This window comes from Legionella wadsworthii DSM 21896 = ATCC 33877 (assembly GCF_000701265.1).
Lineage (GTDB): Bacteria > Pseudomonadota > Gammaproteobacteria > Legionellales > Legionellaceae > Legionella > Legionella wadsworthii.
This window is the reverse complement of sequence record NZ_KL370758.1, coordinates 9091-27433: the sequence shown is the minus strand read 5'-3', so window position 1 is coordinate 27433 and position 18343 is coordinate 9091. Positions and strand designations below refer to the sequence as shown.

Sequence of the window (18343 nt, the reverse complement as noted above, 5' to 3'; positions counted from 1 at the left end):
ATTTTAGATATTCTTTCTAATAAGTATTTGTTGTTTAGGATTGGGACTAAGATCCTGTGCTTCGTTACCTATACTCAAAAAATCAAAAATATAGGGGTTTTTGAAACATTTATTGGGTCAGGGAAAGGTTTAACTTGTTCATAGTGAACCACTTGATGGGGTGCAGTTGCTAAAGCACCATTAGCCGCTCCTAACGTCTCTCTTGACTCAGCATAAATGATATAGGGATGATTTTTTTGTATTTTGACCATATATCAAATGCTTCCCCACGCGCGATGGCAAAGTCCCTAACATCATAAGCCACATCACTCAAATAATAGATGCTCATGCGAGATTGTTTCATAGACATATAATCATTAACAATGCCTTCTTCACTCCTTTGGATGCTTCGCTGTAGTCATGAATAAATTTTGTAAGTGAGGGGTTGTATTGGAAATCTTAAAAGAATAAAAATCACCTTCCTTTTTTAGAGTTGCAAGGATTTGAGCGGCATTAGTATTACTCCAATCTGATAAGACAATCGCAAATTCTTTTGTGTAGTGATAAGCAGGGGGTTTTGGCAGATCACTTATAGATGCCGCATATACCCCCTCCTGCTCTTGTAATCCTGCGTGCGTATGAACCCAGAAAGTTCCAGATTGGTTATGTAAATTGATATTTAAAGCTTTGATGAGGTATTCCCTGTTGCCTGATTCCAAGTACACCATCCATTTGCCAAGGAATAATAATACCATGCCAATGAATGGCCGTTTCTGTCCCTAAACATATAATGCTATTTATAACCCCAAGACTTGAAAATCCAATATAACGATTGTAAGAATTGAGTTGCTAATTAATATTAAATAGTTATTTATATGGCTCATAAAAGGAATTGGCTTGGCAAGTATAAAATCTGGGGTAGGGTGTTTATTTATCTTCTTTTTTAATAAAAGATATGTTCCCTGTCCTCTCCAGAATGGCAGAATCAATCAAGGAATAATTCTCTGTGTTTAATTTTTGGCGTAACTGTGCCAACAGATCATTTTCGCTAATACTGAATCGGCGCATGTTTTTATAATTTAATTCACCATGTTCTATTAAATAATGAGGGCACCCTTTGAATATGAAGCCCATCTTATTAAAGAAGAAACATAATTTAGACAGTATAAGGTGAAGAATAACTAGCGTTAATAAAGCCTCGACTGTAAGCCATAGTGAGTTTGCACCAGCAATACCTCTGCTAATTAATCCTCCAGAAATGGCGATGATTAAGAAGTCTAAAGGCGTGCTTATATTGAAGCGGTGATTAGTAAACCTGAATAAAAGAACGCTTAAGCAAAATAAAATAATGCAGCGAAGCCAGGCGCAAAAATATCCAGGGTCACTATTGAGCCAATGAATGTAGTCCATAAACATTCCTTTAGATGATTACAATGCAGCAGACATGCCGTGCAAGAAGAAAGCTAATATAATTGGCAGTATTATTAAAGCAATTATCCAAGACAAAGTTTTCTTTTTTCTCATGTTCTTCCTTAGTACTGATGGTTGAATATTTAATAAGCTTAGAGAAAAGCCTCCCCAGCATGATTATCAAATAGCTGCGCATTACGAACATAGCCCATAACTGTTTTGGGGTGAGTATGTCGCGAAACCTCCATTAACTTAAACAGGTCTGCCCCAGCTTCCGCGCCAGAAGTTATAAATCCAGCCCGCAAGCTATGGCCGCTAAAATCATCAATGGTTAATCCCGCAAGCCCTGCGTATTGCTTTACGATGTTGGCAACGCTTCTTGTGGTTAATGCCTTTGCTTGTATAGCCCCACCTTTCTTAATTGACCTAAATAGCGCTCCTTCTGTAATGCCGGCCGTATTAAGCCAGGCCATAAGCGCATCAACTACGCGAAAATTCACGCCATTTGGAATAGCAATTACCTGCCCTTGGCCTTCTTGGTCTGTTTTTGATTTGCGAATAGTGACCTTAATACCTTCTGGCGTGCGTTCTATATCATTAACCTCAAGAGCAACTAGCTCGGAGCGCCTAAACGCACCTGCGAAACCAAGTAACAGCAACGCCTTATCTCTAGTACCTGTTAGCGTATCGGGGCAATGAGCGATTATGGCTGCCATACGTTGGGCTGTTAGGGGTGCTTTTTTCTCTTGAGCCGTGCCTTTATCGCGTTTGATGCCCTTAAAAACCGTTTTAACGCCTTTGTGTTGCGTAGGGTTCGCGAAACCATTCGCTTCATGAGCCATACGAATAGCAGCAAGTCTTCGTGTTAATGTGGCGGGTTTAATGCCTGAGCTTGCTTGTTGCGCAAGAAAACGCGCTACCGTATCAGGTGTAGCAGGTAGTGCGTCTAATGCCATCGATTCGCACCATCCAGAAAAGATGCGCAAATCAATACCGTAAAACTTAACGGTACTGGGTGATAGTGCCTGTTTCATATAATCCCTTATTAGTTCATCCAGCTTCGCATATTCCTTTGCGATTAGTTCTTGGTTGTTGCTTTTTACTACCAACTCATTTTTACAGCGATTAGACATCTCTTAACACCTTTATTTTTACTTCCGAGAATGTAACTTATAGGAAGTAATTATATAGGCGATGGAAGTTTAGGCAAGATTTTTGTTTAACAAAAAATATAATCCGAAGTTTAATGCACCTCGCAATGAGGTGTTCTATTTTTTTCTATTTGTAGCGTCGTATGGGTAATATTAAATTGCTCCGCGAGAACTTTTTGGACTTTAGCCTGGATATTCTCTTCATTTCCTGTTGGGGTAACCAGGTGTGCGGTTAAACTTATTTTATCATTGGTAATAGCCCAGATATGTAGGTCATGCACCTCTAAAATACCCTCTATCGAAAGCATGGTTGTTTCAATATTTTTTATATCCACGCCTTCGGGAACGCCTTCTAAAAGAATGTTAATAGCCTCTTTCAAAAGAATCCACGTGCGCGGTAAAACCCATAAACCAATAAGCACCGCCACCAATGAATCTATCCAGGTAATATGGGTGTAATAAATAATTAACGCAGCAATAATGACCCCTAAAGAACCCAGCATATCACTCCAAACCTCTAAGTAAGCACTTTTGAGGTTTAGACTGCCTTCTTTTCCATGGGATAACAATTTCATTGCAATGATATTAATGACCAGACCTAAAATCGCAATAACCAACATACCCATTGAGTAAATTTCTGGCGGGTTTTTTAAGCGCTGATACGCTTCATAAAGGATAAAAAAAGCAACGATGAAAAGCAGTGCCGCATTAAAAGTAGCCGCTAAAATCTCAAATCGATAATAACCGAAAGTTCGAGCTGTATCGGCAGGGCGTCTGCCTACATAAATGGCCACTAAAGAAATAATAAGCGCCGTAACATCTGTCATCATGTGGGCTGCATCAGAAAGCAATGCAAGACTTCCAGTTAAAATGCCGCCAATCACCTCAGCAATTAGAAATCCTCCTGTAAGCAACAGTGCGAACCACAATGAACTTTCTTTAGAGATGTTTTTAGCGTGACTATGACTGGAGTGGTCTTTCATTTTATCGTCCTTTAATTTTACTATTTAACCATCTAAATATTATTTAATGCTTTTTTTTCTTTCGTTCATGAAATACATAATACAGCCCTGGTAAGACAAGCAGCGTTAAAAAGGTAGATGAGATAATGCCACCAATGACTACAGTGGCTAATGGCCGTTGCACCTCAGACCCCGTACCGGTCGCCAATGCCATGGGCACAAAGCCAAGCGAAGCCACAAGTGCCGTCATGAGTACCGGACGAAGACGCGCCAAAGAGCCTTGTAATACCGCATCTTTTAAATAAACTCTCTTTTCTTCACGCAATTTATTAATAAAGGTAATCATCACCAGGCCATTTAATACGGCCACACCTGAGAGGGCAATAAAACCCACTCCTGCTGAAATTGACAGCGGTATGCCACGTAGCCAAAGGGCCAACACACCACCGGTTAAAGCTAAGGGAATACCAGAAAAGACTAATAAGGCGTTTTTTACACTACCAAAGCTCATGAATAAAAGTAAAAAGATACCGGTTAACGTAATCGGAATAACGATTTGCAAACGAGCTGAGGCCGATTGGAGTTGCTCAAATTGACCACCCCAAGTAACCCAATAGCCACTGGGTATTTTTACATTTTGTTCGATGCGCTGCTTGGCATCCAGCACGAAGGAGCTTAGGTCTCGACCACGAACGTTCGCACTGACCACCACACGGCGCTTACCTATTTCACGACTAATTTGATTGGGGCTTTCACTACGCACCATTTTAGCGACTTCACTTAAAGGGATGAAATGGCGCGCCCCGTCTTTTGATGGCGGTAATGGGATAAACACATCCCTTAAAACATTAGGATTTAGGCGTAAAGACTCAGGTAAGCGCACCACTAAATCAAAGCGCTTATCGCCTTCAAAAAGCTCCCCACCTTTTTTGCCGCCAGTAGCAATCACAATCGCATCTTGCACCGTACCTATTTGCAAGCCATAGCGTGCCAAAGCATCGCGATTAATTGCCACGGTTAATAAAGGAAGACCGCTCACTTGCTCCACTTTCACATCCGCAGAGCCTGGCGTTTTCTCAAGTTGTGCGTCAATTTGTTCGGCTACCTTGAGTAAAACTTCCATGTCATCACCAAAGACTTTAACCGCCACATCACTACGCACGCCAGAAATAAGCTCGTTAAAGCGCATTTGAATGGGTTGCGTGAATTCATATTTATTCCCAGGAATTTGCTTGATGACCTCTTCAATTTCTTGCACCAGTTTTTGTTTGGTTTTTTTAGGGTTAGGCCAGTCTTTACGGGGTTTTAATATGATAAAGGTATCGGCAGCATTGGGTGGCATCGGATCGGTTGCTACTTCCGCGGTACCAATTTTGGCAAATACATTTTTTACTTCAGGAAATTGTTTCACCCGCTTTTCGACCATGTCTTGCATGGCAATGGATTGCGTAAGGCTAGTACCAGGAATACGCATGACTTGCATCGCAATGTCGCCTTCATCAAGGCTTGGGATAAACTCCCCACCCAAACGAAAAGCGATTAAGAGACTCACCAAAACTAAAAGAACCGCACCACCAATCACCCATAATCGAGCATGAAAACAGCGCCTTAATACACGTTCATAGCCTTGTGAAATATAATGCACCATCCAGTTTTCTTTCTCCTGAACTCGACCGCCTAAGAAAATAGCGACTGCCGCAGGAACAAACGTTAAAGCGAACACCATGGAAGCCATCAGCGCAATAATGACGGTTTCAGCCATGGGTAAAAACATCTTTCCTTCAACACCGGTTAGCGTCAGGATGGGCAAATACACCACGGTAATAATAAACACGCCAAAAATACTCGGGCGTATCACTTCGGTGGTGGCGTAAGAGATGACCTTTAAACGCTCTTCAAGGGTTAACAGGCGTTTGGCATCAAATTGTTTTTCGCCTAAATGTTTAATGCAATTTTCAACAATAATCACCGCTCCATCGACAATCAAACCAAAATCGAGTGCACCCAAGCTCATTAAGTTTGCACTGATTTTATTGGTCACCATGCCGGTAATGGTCATGAGCATCGAAAGAGGAATGACCATAGCCGTAATCAAGGCTGCACGTATATTGCCTAAAAACAAAAAGAGAATGAAGCAGACTAATAAAGCCCCTTCTAACAGGTTCTTTTTAACGGTTTCAATGGTGGCATTCACCAGCAAAGTACGGTTGTAAACCGTAACGGCCTCAACGCCTTCGGGAAGTGATTTATTAATCTCTTTCATCTTCTCAGCCACGCGCTCAGAAACCGTGCGGCTGTTTTCACCCATCAACATAAACACCGTACCCAGCACCACCTCTTTACCGTCTTCGGTGGCAGCACCTGTCCTCAATTCTTTACCTAACGCTACATCCGCCACATCACGAATACGTACCGGTGTACCTTCAAAATTAGCAACCACAATATTTTCAATGTCAGGGATGTTTTGTACCTGTCCCGGCACGCGAATAAGGTTTTGTTCGCCATTGCGCTCAATATAACCGGCACCTACATTGGCATTGTTTCGTTGTAAGGCTTCTACCACATCCGTCAGGCTTAAGTTGTAACGCACTAATTTTGCAGGCTCAGGAGTGATGTGAAACTGCTTCTCATACCCTCCAATGGTATTAACTTCTGCCACCCCTTCCACATTGCGTAATTGTGGCTTGATAATCCAATCCTGAATGGTACGCAGCTCCATTGGGTTGTGGTATTTGTCTTTTGGCACGTTGGGTTTATTGGTTACGGTGTACATAAAAATCTCACCAAGCCCCGTGGAGATGGGGCCAAGAGAGGTTTCTACATCGGGCGGAAGCTTGTCTTTAACTTCTTGTAGTCGCTCATTAATCAGTTGTCTTGCAAAATAAATATTAGTGCCGTCTTTAAAAACAACGGTGACTTGCGATAAGCCGTAACGCGATAAAGAGCGGGTGTAATCTAAATTGGGCAGCCCACTCATCGCTAATTCAATTGGAAACGTGATGCGCTGCTCTACCTCGTAAGGCGAATAACCAGAAGCCTGGGTATTAATTTGTACCTGCACATTGGTAATATCCGGCACCGCATCAATGGGCAACTTTTGGAAGTTATAGACACCAAACAATGCTAACATGAGCGTAAACAGCAGGATAAACCAGCGGTGTTTGAGTGAAAACCGTATTATCTTTTCCAGCATCGTCTATCCTTAGTCGTCGTGGCTTGCGCCTTCCTTGCCGAGTTCTGCTTTAATAAAAAAGCTGTTTTTAATGACATAGCGCTGGCCTGCGTCCAATCCTGACAGGATTTCAACCCATTCATTGTCCTGCTGCCCAAGGCTTACAGGGGTTGCTTCAAAAAAATTACCTTGCTGCACAAACACCACCTCTTGCTCACCCAAACGCTGAATAGCAGAAAGTGCAACCGCTACAGGAACGGTTTTTTCTTTAATGATGACCTCACCATTGACATACATGCCAGGAAGCCATAAACGGTTTTGATTGGGCAATACAGCACGCGCAAGCGTTGTTTGGCTGTCTTCTATTCCCAGAGGGGCAATATAGGAAATAGTGCTGGTTGAATCGGGCTTCCCGTCATCTCCTGTGACACGTACCGTCATGCCCTTTTTTATCTTAGGGGCTTCTTTACGGTATAAGGTAAAGTCAGCCCACACATCATTTAAATTCGCCACATCGTAGACCGGTTTCGTGCTTTGTGCTAACTCACCATTGGTCGCATATTTTTGCACGATAGTGCCAGTAATCGGGGCGTTTATCGTGTAGTTTTGTAAGCTTTCATTGCTTTCAATCGTGACGAGTGGCTCACCTTTTTTAACTTCTTCGCCCAAGTTCTTATTCATGGTTTGGATGATGCCTGCGTAGCGCGCGTAGATGGGTGCCATCGTATCGCGGTTAGGAACAATTTTTCCAACCACTTTTAATTGGGTTTTAATGGTTTGACTTGTGGCCGTTGCTACTTCAATATCAGCCGCTTTAAGTGTGGGTGGCAGCAGCTCAACGCGCCCCTCATAGCTTGAGTAATTCCAGGAATAATTTTGACCAGAGAGGGTTAATTGGGCGGCGACATCAAATGAATGAGGTTCGCGAATCACTTGATTGCTTTGTAAAAAGTCTCGGTCAGGAACAAAGGTGATGTTCTCTTTTTTCTGGTTAAACCGTGTCAATTCCATGGTTAATTTTGCATCCTTTGGGTCAATCTGTTGATTGTTTTGGTACACATAAGCACGAAAATGAGGTGGCATACCCTGACTAAACAGAACCAGCTCAAGACTAATGCTATCCTTTTTAAGTAAACGACCGCCTTGTGGCCCTTTCTCTATTTGCTCCTCCTTGCCTTCTTCTTTAGGTGCATCACTGGAGCAGCCTGAAATAATGCTAAAACTCACCAGAAGAATGATGAGCACCAAGATTGATTTAAGTGAGTATCGATTCATTTACTTTCCTTAGTCGGATGGAGTCCTAAAAGCCCTGTAAGCTGGATTAGAGTTTTATGAAAATCTGCATGGGCTTGTTGGTAATGGCGTTCTTCTTCAAACAACGTGTTTAAAGAAAGCGATAATTCAAGGTAGGTGTAGCGCCCCATCTTATAACCCTCTTGCGCTAATTTGATGGACTTACGTGCCAAAGGAAGGAGGGAGTTCGTTACCAAATCCGCTTCATATCGGCTTTGTTGTGCTTGCAGAAACACGGTGTAAACGTTTTGACGCACATCAAGACGTGTTCCTTGATACACATGGGCTGTTTGCGTGTATTGGGCTTCCGCTGTCAAAATCTTTCCCTGATTTCTGTTAAATACCGGCACCTCGGCATTTAATGAGGCAACTACCGCATTAGAACCATCATCTTCAAAATGACGTCCACCTAATTGCACATTTAAGTCAGGCCACACCGCTTTTTTAACCGCAGTAATGGTGGCACGTTTGGCTTGCAACTGTATTTGCAGTTGTTGTAATTGCGGACTTTGTGGCAGCTTCTTAATAAGCTCAGGCCATTTTAATGTCACATCAGGAAGTCCTTTATCGACTAAACGGCGGTCTTCTCGTAAGCCATCACCTAAAAGACGTGATAATTTAGCCCGTTGCGCCAGAGCATCTCGACTTGCTTTTTGTTGCTGAATACGCGCATCACCAAGACGAACTTGAGCTAAACGCAAATCCAGTTCAGCGCCTGCACCTGCTTTTACTCGCCTATCAATAGCAGCTACGATGTCCTCATTAACACGCGTTAATTTCTTAGTCACCTCATGCCACTGGCCTGCGTAAAGCGCATCGACATAAGCCGTACCTACATTAATGTATAATGTGGCTTTATAGACTTCTATTTGTGCTAATGAAGCCAAATAATCACCGTAAGTGGCTCTTTGTTGGTAGTACAAACGATTTCCTAAAGGGATGGGCTGGGTGATTGATGCCGTTGTTTCGGCGGCTTCATAACTGCTATAAGAACCAGATCCACCAAAGTTTTCTGCGGTGAGTGTAGCCTGCGGATTGGGGTAAAGACCGCTTTGAATGAAATAACCGCGCATCGCGTGCGCTTTATCAATTTCTGCTTGAAGGTCTGGGTTGGTGCGGTATGCAATGGCCAGCGCTTCTTTAAACGTTAAAGGTGCTGCACTCCACGCCGTTTGAATGATTAAAAAAATGCCTAAAGCACTGGTAATTCGAATAATGCGCATCCATTACTATCCAATAATTAATTATTTAGCTTCCTGACGACTTATTTCTTTTTTTGTCAGGCTCAAATCTAAGGGAATCTCACCGGTTCTTAATACCTGCCTATAGAGCATAGTAATGACCTGAGTGGCAGTAACTCCAAGCTTCTGAAATATTGCCTCAGCTTCTATTTTTAAATCAGGCTCTATCCTTGCCCTGATATAAGCCGATTTGCTCATAGCAAAACCCTCATTAATACATTGTATATAACTGTATCTCACTTGGGGTACGAAATCCACAATATCATTAAGAACAGTCCTAAGAAAAACGCAAAGACTGCAATTAAAAGCAGTTTATGGTCGGAGAAAAAGTTCATTAATTAATCCTTTACTTTTTAATCTCTTTAGTTTAAGTAAGTTTATTTTAAAAGCAAAGAGTGTTGGAGTCTTGAATGAAGCGTTTATTGACAAAGGAGATTTTTCTTCTATATTTATAGTTAAATACTTATTTAACCATTGAACTCATCATGCTAACGCAAGACCAAATCATTGCCTTAAGTGACACATTGCATCTAATGGGTGAAGCCAATCGTCTAAAACTTCTTTTGGCGTGCCTTGAGGGTCCCAAATCAGTTTCTGAATTGGCCGAGCAATTGCAACTTTCGGTTCCCTTAACCAGTCATCATTTAGGCCTTTTGCGTTCTGCTCGCCTTCTTGTAGCTAAACGAGAAGGCAAGCATATTTATCACGGTATTTTTGACACGCACGTGCGTTGTATTCTCGAAGACATGCTGAAACATTTTACTGAAGATGAAGAGATGGAGAATTAACATGAGCTTTTTAAAACGAATTTTTGGAAATGTTCTCAATGGTCACCATGGTGGTTATGGCAACTCGCATCGTGGCCAAAAGAAACATGATACGATTAATTCACCCAATAATGAGGCTCAAAGAATTCGTTGTCCCCAATGCCAAAACTATAATGCCCCAGGAGCTCGTTTTTGCGGCCAGTGCGGCCAGGGAATACAAAATATCCTATGTGCCTGTGGTGCTCTAGTTGCAGCGGGCGCTAAATTTTGTGGACAATGTGGGAAATTACTATGACAACGCCATTAACAGCAACCACCTTTTTCGTGGCTGGTCTTGATTGTCCAGCAGAAGAGCAGCTTATAAGAAAACAATTAAAAGACATACCGGAAATTGAACATTTGGAATTTAATTTTATAGCAGAAGAAGTCACCATACATCATCGGCTTTCTGCTATTGATTCGTTGCAGCAGCACATTGAATCCTTAGGGATGAGTGTACGTACCAAAGGTAGTGCTCATTTAACCAAAGAAGGAGAGCTACCTGTTTCTGATGTTTCCTGGAAAATCATTTTATTAGCCGGCATTTTGGCGCTTTTTTCTGAAGTGGCCTCCTATTATTTGGATTCGGAACGCTCAAGCTGGACTATTATTCCTGCCTTACTGGCCATTGCATTAAGTGGGCCTCCTACTTTTAAAAAGGGGTGGTTGGCACTACGTACCAAGGCGATGAATATCAACAGCTTAATGTTGATTGCTATAGTCGGTGCGATGTTCATTGGTGCCTGGCCAGAGGCTGCCATGGTCACTGTATTGTTTGCGCTGGCGGAGCGTATTGAGCGCTATTCTTTAGACAAAGCACGGCTTGCTATTCGCAGTTTGATGCAAATTGCCCCAGAGGTTGCCCTCATAAAACAGGACAATGGGCAATGGCTTTCTCTACCTATAGAGAAAGTGCAACCAGGAGCTGTTTTTAAAGTAAAGCCTGGTGAGCGTATACCGCTGGATGGGATGGTGGTGTCAGGACAAAGTACCGTGAATCAAGCCCCCATTACGGGTGAGTCCATGCCAGTGACGAAACAGATTGATGATGCTGTGTTTGCGGGTACTTTAAATGAGCATGGTGTGCTTGAGGTTAAAGTCACTAAAGCATCTGGAGATACACTGCTTGCTAAAATCGGAAAGGCCATTGAACAAGCGCAAGCAGAACGAGCCCCAACACAACGTTTTGTTGACCAATTTGCACGCTATTATACGCCGATTATGGTCCTCATCGCAGTTCTTATTGCGCTGATTCCTCCTTTGGCATTGGGTTATCCATTTTATGATTGGCTCTATAAGGCGCTCACTTTGTTGGTGATTGCTTGTCCCTGTGCTTTGGTTATTTCCACTCCTGTCACGGTGGTAAGTGGATTAGCTTCTGCTGCGAAACACGGGCTTTTGATTAAGGGGGGAAGCTATTTAGAGACGGGATATCGCTTAAAATTAATTGCATTGGATAAAACCGGTACCTTAACCGAAGGCAAACCTGTAGTCACTGATTTTATTATTTATGATAAGAGTAAAACAAGAGAGGAGTTACTCTTATTGGCTGCAAGCCTTGATAGTCACTCGGAACATCCTGTGGCCCATGCTTTGGTATCGTATTGGCAACAAGAACAACCCAATACTCCACTGTTGGAGGTGGAACAATTCTCAGCACTGCCTGGGCGCGGTGTAAAAGGCTTAGTGCAACAAAAACTGTATTTTGTGGGCAACCACCAACTCGCCGAAGACAATCGAGTCTGTTCGCCTGAGATAGAACAAATTCTTAAACAATTGGAAGAAGAGGGAAAAACTACGGTTATTTTAAGCAACAACACGACAGTGCTTGCCCTTTTTGCAGTAGCCGATACGCTTCGTAAGACGAGTCAATGGGCTATCGCAAAACTCCATGAGCAAGGCATAAAAACGGCAATGCTAACTGGTGATAATGCAGTAACTGCTCAAGCGATTGCCAAACAGGTGGGTATTGATGAGGTGAAAGCCAATGTGTTGCCCACTGATAAATTACAAGCCATTAATCACTTATTGGAGCAATACAAAAATGTGGGGATGGTCGGGGACGGCATTAATGATGCTCCTGCATTAGCGAAAGCAAGTATTAGCTTTGCTATGGGTAAGGGAACCGATACTGCTTTAGAAACAGCCGATGTGGCATTAATGAATGACAATTTAGCCATGCTTCCTCTATACATAGAGTTAAGCCGCAATACCGCCCGAGTTCTTCGTCAAAATATCAGCTTATCCATTGCCATTAAAGGCGTATTTTTTATTTTAGCGCTTGCAGGAGTCGCAACTCTTTGGATGGCCGTTTTTGCTGATATGGGTGCCAGTTTAATGGTGGTGGCTAATGGATTGCGCCTGTTGAACTCTCATAAAGGTCATTCTGAGATTCAAGAGGACTAAGGCTTGATGGACATAGTGATTTGATTTTATAGAATAAGGTTAAACATGGCTCATTCTTTATTGTTACTCATCGTGGATGACTCATTAGGGGAGCGTATTCTTATTCGTGCTCAACTGCAGCAATTAAACCACAGGGTCGATATGGCGTGGGATGCTCATTCCGGATTAGAATTAGCAGTAATGAGACGTTATGATTTTATTTTAATTGATAGAAATTTGGCTGACGGGTTTAATTATCGTGAACTTATTCTGCGGATCCAAAATGACTCAGAGCTTAATAAATCAACTCCTATAGTCATCCTCTCTAAGGAGCTTTGCGTGGATAAAATAAAACAAGGCTCTGAAACGTATGCAGTAAAACCAATTACCCAAAATGATGCGTTAAAACTAATGGAATTATTAAAAAAATTAAAATAAAGCGAAGAGGGAGAAAACGATGAGCAATTTAAGATTATTCTTTTTAATAAGCATCTGTTGTTTAGGACTGGGATTAATGTCCTGTGCTTCGACCCAATCAACTTCCACAGAAAATCATCCAGAAAGAGGATATGACGGTGGTTTTGGAGGTGATGGTGGCCATAATCATCAGCCATCAGAATAAATAATCAAACACGTTAAGGATAAGAAATGTTAATTAATTTAACGAGATGAGCAGTTCTTTGTTTGTTGATTGGTTTCTTGTTGGGTTTGATGATTTACTTTCGAAAAAAGAAGAAGACGTTATCCTTTATTATTGCATTAATTGTTTTCTTTGCTTTGTCGGCGATTTTTTACATGGTGTTGCGTTCTATATGCATTTGACTTAATTGAAGAAAACCGCATGAAGATGCTTTTTAGAATAGTTATTCCATAAAAAAATTTGCACTATGTGTATTAGCAGGACAAATAATGTGCACTAAAGAGGAGGGATTCATGAAAGCCAATACAAATCAACAAGGTTTTGGGATCACAATACGAACTCGCTTATTTCTTGGATTTATGACCCTTAGTTTACCTTTGTTGCTATTGATTATGCTTTTGTTGCCAAAAATAAATTGCATAGTCAATCTGAGTTATAAAATTCAAAATGAAAATCTACCCCCAATTCTTGATAGCCAAATTTATCAAGCTCAAGATATTTTGGAGCATTGGGCAATGACTGGAGATCCAAAGGATAAGATTTATTTTGCCAATATATGGCATGAAATCAATAGTGTTAGAGGTCAGTGGGATCGGGTAATGCGAGTATTAGAGAATCAAAAAATACGACACGAATGGGATAAGCTCCAAGAGCTTTATGGATCTTTATATCGAGCTCAAGCATTAATAATAAATGCACCCAGGGATCCTAATAACTTAGATAATGTAGAAAATAGCCGAAACAAAACAAGAACTTTTCAAAAATCAATGATAGATATCATTGATGGTCCTTATTTGGAGGCAACGGGTAAAAGAGAAGGTGGCTTATTCAGTGATTTATCCAGTGAAATTGAATCACATGTTAATAAAATAGATAACAGCCTAATTTCCTTAAAAATAGCCGCTTTATGGTTATTCATTTTAGCAATTATTCTAACACTTATTGTACCTTATATGACTCAGCGTGCCATATCAATCCCCGTAGATTATGCACGAAATATTGCCGAACGAATTGCGTCAGGAGCACGCGATGTAGTGATTGAAATCAAAACGGCAGATAAATTCGGTAAATTGCTTTTATCACTAAAAGCCATGCAAGAGGCGATTAAGAAAAACGAAGAAATTCTTCGTAATAAAGAAGAAGAGTCACGAGAATTATTTGATAAATTAGTCAGTTCGTCGAAAAAATTTAGATTACACAGTAGCAAGGTTGCTGCAGGCGATCTCAGAGCGCGTCTTGAAATAGATCAGGAAGACATATTGCAGGATCTGGGTAAAGATTTAAATTCGATGACCGATGGGTTGGCATCAATCACCAAAAAAATTACGAAAGTCAGCAATGACATCGTCACTATGGTTGGAACGGTACTCACTTCAGCAAACGAACAAGCAGAAGGGATTACAGCTCAAGCATCGGCTATTAATGAAATCAGTGCGTCATTGGAAGAAATAGATAAGAGCTCAAAACATACCATGGCTAAAGCACAAGCTCTGCGGGAAGTTGCTAAAAATACCTACGAGCAAGGAAAACTAGGCACAGAGTCCGTAGAACAAAGCATTCAAGGGATTAAAGCTTCAGAAGAAAAGATGAAGCTCATAGCACAAACCATTCTTGATTTAAGTAATCACACACAACAAATCGGCGACATTACCTCAGTAGTAAATACCCTTTCCCAGCAATCAAAAATGTTGGCGTTGAATGCATCGATTGAAGCATCAAAAGCTGGGGAGGCTGGAAAAGGTTTTGCTGCAGTTGCAACAGAAGTAAGAAATCTTGCGGAGCAATCAGAACAGTCAACGGTACAAGTGCAAAAAATTCTTGAGGACATTCGACGTACCACTGAAAAAGCGGTCGTAGTTACAAAAGAAGGGGCAAAGACCCTTGATTCAGGAACAAAGCTCATTGAGAAAGCAGGTGAAGTGATTCAAACACTCAGTAAAATGATTAATGAAGCGTCGATTTCAAGTCAACACATTGAGATAGCCATTCGTCAAGAAGCTACTGGGATTGAGCAAATTGTTGAGAGTATGAATGAAATTAATCGCACTACCTCTACTTTTTCCAACGGAATAAAAGAGATGATGGCATTTATTCATAATTTGGATGGTATTGCTAAGCACCTAAAAGAAGATGTGAGTATTTATAAAGTTTAAAAAATATGTGTTAGTTATTTGTGCAGTAGGGAGTATGATCAGGTTATCAATCCTTTGATTATTAATTAATATAACGTTGCAGTTTGCTTTTGAATTGGTTGTGGCAGTAGATTGGCGCAGACTCAAGGATTGGCTTGCTTTAGGGTAAGCCAGAGGTATTTTTATTAAATAAACAGAATAAATTATTATACTCATTTAGTAAAAATGAGTATGCTATCCTAAGTATCTTAAATCATTTTATTAATCAGCTTGTTTACTTCAAGATAAGGAAATGTTGCTGAGTCTAAAAATTGATAAAGAAACAGAGTAATTTATTCCATCAATTGAGGTGAAAACAAAAAAACTATCCAAGAGTAACGATTCTCCTCAATATACGAAGCGATGTGATGGATTAAGTTGCAATGAGTAGCTTCTAAATGGACTTTTCTTCAGACGATTTTTTAAATTCAAATAGGGAATTTTTATCAAAAATGGAGGCATTATTCATGGAACAAAGGATTGCTGTCGTCACAGGTGGAACAGGTGGAATAGGTTCTGCCATTTGCCAGCGTTTGGCTGCTGATTATCAAGTGGTTGCCTGTTACTTCAAAAATGGAAATCATGATGAAGCAAAACGTTGGCAAGAAGAGCAAAGAAAAGCAGGTTTTGATATAGATATCCTCTATGCAGACATTGCTAAGTTTACGGATTGTGAAGAAATGACTCACCTTATTTTGGAAAAATATGGACAAGTCGATGTCTTAGTCAATAATGCCGGAATCACTGCGGATGTGAGTTTGAAAAAAATGTCACCAGAGCAATGGCAGCACGTAATCGATGCTAATTTAACCAGTGTATTTAACGTAACGCGCAACCTATTGCCTGCCATGTTAGATAAAGGGTATGGCCGCATTATTAGCATTTCATCGATTAATGGTCGTAAAGGACAATTTGGCCAATGCAACTATGCAGCAACCAAAGCTGCTCTTTATGGTTTTACTAAAAGTTTGGCATTAGAAGTAGCTAATAAAGGAATCACCATCAATACGATTTCTCCAGGATACATTGAAACACCCATGCTTTCATCATTAAAAGAAGAAGTGTTGCAAAACATCGTTTCAAATATTCCTGTAGGACGACTCGGAAACCCTGAAGAAATCGCTGATGCAGTTGCATTCCTCGCAGCACCTCAATCAGGATTTATTACCGGAGCGAACTTAGACATTAATGGGGGACAGTACATGTAGTGCTTATCAATGGAGTGTCTTGAAAAGACCTTATGATAGTGGCATTTTACTAATGGAAGAGAATTAAAAATGATGAAATTATTCCCAATTGGCATCCTATTTTTGTTCATTTTACAGTGGCACTGATTAGTGTATCAGTTGGTTTGTATGTATTGGCCTATATCGCTTCATACGTCAGATACCCAACCCTGGGACAAGAGCTTGAAATCACCAGCCGTTGGTGTTTATGGATAGGAGCCTTAATTTCCATAGGAACTGTCCTTGCTGGTCTTTATGCGTACAACACAGTCAAGCACGATGCCATGTCTCATATGGCGATGACGAATCACAGAAATTGGGCACTTGCTACGGCAAGCCTGATTTTGCTCACCGCACTTTGGTCATTTCTTCGTTACCGCAAACACAAGAATTGGAGCGCTCTTTTCTTATTGGTGCTACTGATTATCCAAGGCATGGTCTTAGCTACAGCTTGGCGTGGCGGGGAATTAGTTTATCGTTATGGTTTGGGCGTTATGTCATTGCCTCAAGCAGAAGAGGTAGGGCATCACCATCAGAAATAATAGGAGGTATTTTTGTCAAAAAAATTTAAGTACACTATCAAATGATCGGTGCTGTACCTTTCTTTTCTTGATATTTAATAGGTGCTGCCTGCGTGGTTGATACTGCTTAGCAGGAAACTACTTTTAGAAAAACACGAGCTAGGAATTATTTGAATGAAAAAGGGATTTTTTTATACATTATTTTTGTTCTTGTTATCAGGCCAAATTTGGGCGGCGCAACATACAGTTGATTTGGTTGTATCCTATAACACCGTTAAATTTAAGGGTAAATGGGTTCGCGCAATTACGGTAAATAATCAAATTCCAGCACCTACGTTACATTTTAAACAAGGCGACCGGGTGACGATCAATGTTTCTAATCATTTGGATAAAGGAACAGCCATTCATTGGCATGGGATACTCGTTCCCTGGCAAATGGATGGTGTTGAAGGCGTCACTCAACGAGAAATTCCACCTGGTGTTTCATTTCGCTACCAATTTACGCTAGAGCAATCCGGAACGTATTGGTATCATGCGCATGCAGGATTGCAAGAGCAGAAAGGATTGTATGGTGCTTTTCTCATTGACTCTCCTCAACCTCCCAAATATCATTACACGAAAGATTATGTGGTTGTTTTATCGGACTGGAGTAATACTAAGCCCGAGCAAATCCTTGCGAACCTCAAAAAAGAAGGAGATTTCTATTCTCCTCGATTTCCGTTACAGCCTTCATTGGTTAAATTTATTCATGATTATCGCAAAGCGGATGCTGCCGAGCGTAAAAGATTGCTCGATGACTATAAGATGATGCAACAAATGCGCATGAGCATTTATGACCTTAATGACGTAGCCTATGATGCATTCTTATTAAATGGACGTCCTACATCACGTCCATGGACTGCTCCGGTTAAAAGAGGAGATGTTGTACGATTACGTTTTATTGGTGCAGGTGGTAATACAATCTTTCGCGTTAAAATACCCGGTAGCATGATGCATATGGTGCATGCACAAGGCAATGATGTAAAACCTTATGCTATTAATGATTTTACCATCGCGCCAGGGGAAACCTACGATGTCTTGGTGAACATACAAAAAAATGAACCCTATATTATCTATGCTGAATCAAGAGATACGGTGGGTGCCGCGTACGGTGCTTTAATCACAAAGCCAAAGCAAGTGGTGAATTACAAACAGGTTGCTCCATTCCCCGAACCCTTGCCAGTCACCAGAGAAATGATGTCTCTTATGATGGGTAAAATGAATCAGGGTTCATTACCGATGGCGATGAAATCATCCAGTAAAGTAAAGAACGCCGACATGAAGATGAATTCCAACATGAAGATAGATTCCGACATGAAGATGAACTCCGACATGAAGATGAACTCC

Annotated in this window: 19 protein-coding genes; 9 read left to right on the top strand and 10 right to left on the bottom strand. The window is 41.1% G+C overall.

The genetic code is table 11. From position 1 onward, the window contains the following. Nucleotides 1–74: 74 nt before the first annotated feature. From BU07_RS17390 to BU07_RS0105850, 10 genes are all read right to left on the bottom strand, one after another. Nucleotides 75–251 (bottom strand): hypothetical protein, encoded by a 177-nt coding sequence (locus BU07_RS17390; protein WP_154659365.1) that lies wholly within the window; start codon nt 249–251, stop codon nt 75–77. 120 nt (nt 252–371) lie between these two features. After that, nucleotides 372–698, bottom strand: coding sequence for a cupredoxin domain-containing protein (locus BU07_RS17385; protein ID WP_133134492.1), 327 nt, complete (start codon nt 696–698; stop codon nt 372–374). Continuing rightward, nucleotides 643–768 (bottom strand): multicopper oxidase domain-containing protein, encoded by a 126-nt coding sequence (locus BU07_RS17875; protein WP_425324436.1) that lies wholly within the window; start codon nt 766–768, stop codon nt 643–645. The genes BU07_RS17385 and BU07_RS17875 overlap by 56 nt, the downstream gene beginning before the upstream one ends. Nucleotides 769–906: 138 nt before the next feature. Further along, nucleotides 907–1389 (bottom strand): DUF421 domain-containing protein, encoded by a 483-nt coding sequence (locus BU07_RS0105880; RefSeq protein WP_035899012.1) that lies wholly within the window; start codon nt 1387–1389, stop codon nt 907–909. A 152-nt stretch (nt 1390–1541) separates the two neighbouring features. Further along, nucleotides 1542–2522 carry a site-specific integrase gene (locus BU07_RS0105875; RefSeq protein ID WP_207384431.1) on the bottom strand — a complete coding sequence of 327 codons (981 nt, stop codon included), beginning with the start codon at nt 2520–2522 and terminating at the stop codon, nt 1542–1544. A 110-nt stretch (nt 2523–2632) separates the two neighbouring features. Then, entirely contained in the window at nt 2633–3523 is an 891-nt protein-coding gene (locus tag BU07_RS0105870; RefSeq protein WP_031564183.1) for a cation diffusion facilitator family transporter, read from the bottom strand. Between the two features lie 43 nt (nt 3524–3566). After that, nucleotides 3567–6695: a CusA/CzcA family heavy metal efflux RND transporter gene (locus BU07_RS0105865; RefSeq protein ID WP_031564181.1), complete on the bottom strand. Its 3129-nt coding sequence runs from the start codon at nt 6693–6695 to the stop codon at nt 3567–3569. Nucleotides 6696–6704: 9 nt separating this feature from the next. Beyond that, nucleotides 6705–7949, bottom strand: coding sequence for an efflux RND transporter periplasmic adaptor subunit (locus BU07_RS0105860; RefSeq protein WP_031564179.1), 1245 nt, complete (start codon nt 7947–7949; stop codon nt 6705–6707). Then, nucleotides 7946–9190 (bottom strand): TolC family protein, encoded by a 1245-nt coding sequence (locus BU07_RS0105855; protein WP_031564177.1) that lies wholly within the window; start codon nt 9188–9190, stop codon nt 7946–7948. Before BU07_RS0105855 ends, BU07_RS0105860 begins: the two co-directional genes overlap by 4 nt. 21 nt (nt 9191–9211) lie before the next feature. Further along, nucleotides 9212–9406 carry a type II toxin-antitoxin system RelB/DinJ family antitoxin gene (locus BU07_RS0105850; RefSeq protein ID WP_035899011.1) on the bottom strand — a complete coding sequence of 65 codons (195 nt, stop codon included), beginning with the start codon at nt 9404–9406 and terminating at the stop codon, nt 9212–9214. A gap of 287 nt (nt 9407–9693) precedes the next feature. On the opposite strand from BU07_RS0105850, the gene BU07_RS0105845 reads away from it, so the two are divergent. From BU07_RS0105845 to BU07_RS0105800, 9 genes are all read left to right on the top strand, one after another. Continuing rightward, a complete protein-coding gene (locus BU07_RS0105845; RefSeq protein WP_031564175.1) occupies nt 9694–9996 on the top strand; it encodes an ArsR/SmtB family transcription factor in 303 nt (100 codons plus the stop codon). A 1-nt stretch (nt 9997) separates the two neighbouring features. Beyond that, the gene (locus BU07_RS0105840; protein WP_031564174.1) at nt 9998–10270 is read left to right on the top strand and encodes a zinc ribbon domain-containing protein; all 273 of its coding nucleotides are present in this window, start codon (nt 9998–10000) and stop codon (nt 10268–10270) included. Then, nucleotides 10267–12420 carry a heavy metal translocating P-type ATPase gene (locus tag BU07_RS0105835; protein WP_031564173.1) on the top strand — a complete coding sequence of 718 codons (2154 nt, stop codon included), beginning with the start codon at nt 10267–10269 and terminating at the stop codon, nt 12418–12420. The genes BU07_RS0105840 and BU07_RS0105835 overlap by 4 nt, the downstream gene beginning before the upstream one ends. A gap of 45 nt (nt 12421–12465) precedes the next feature. Continuing rightward, nucleotides 12466–12837: a response regulator gene (locus BU07_RS0105830; RefSeq protein WP_031564172.1), complete on the top strand. Its 372-nt coding sequence runs from the start codon at nt 12466–12468 to the stop codon at nt 12835–12837. Nucleotides 12838–12856: 19 nt separating this feature from the next. Then, the gene (locus BU07_RS17525) at nt 12857–13021 is read left to right on the top strand and encodes a hypothetical protein (RefSeq protein WP_165482420.1); all 165 of its coding nucleotides are present in this window, start codon (nt 12857–12859) and stop codon (nt 13019–13021) included. A 311-nt stretch (nt 13022–13332) separates the two neighbouring features. Further along, nucleotides 13333–15192: a methyl-accepting chemotaxis protein gene (locus BU07_RS0105815; RefSeq protein WP_031564171.1), complete on the top strand. Its 1860-nt coding sequence runs from the start codon at nt 13333–13335 to the stop codon at nt 15190–15192. A 485-nt stretch (nt 15193–15677) separates the two neighbouring features. Beyond that, nucleotides 15678–16418, top strand: coding sequence for an acetoacetyl-CoA reductase (gene phbB / locus BU07_RS0105810; protein ID WP_031564170.1), 741 nt, complete (start codon nt 15678–15680; stop codon nt 16416–16418). A gap of 62 nt (nt 16419–16480) precedes the next feature. Then, nucleotides 16481–16978 carry a DUF2231 domain-containing protein gene (locus BU07_RS0105805; RefSeq protein ID WP_031564168.1) on the top strand — a complete coding sequence of 166 codons (498 nt, stop codon included), beginning with the start codon at nt 16481–16483 and terminating at the stop codon, nt 16976–16978. Nucleotides 16979–17131: 153 nt separating this feature from the next. Next, nucleotides 17132–18343 (top strand): multicopper oxidase domain-containing protein (locus BU07_RS0105800; RefSeq protein WP_035899014.1); only part of this gene is annotated, 1212 nt, incomplete at its 3' end.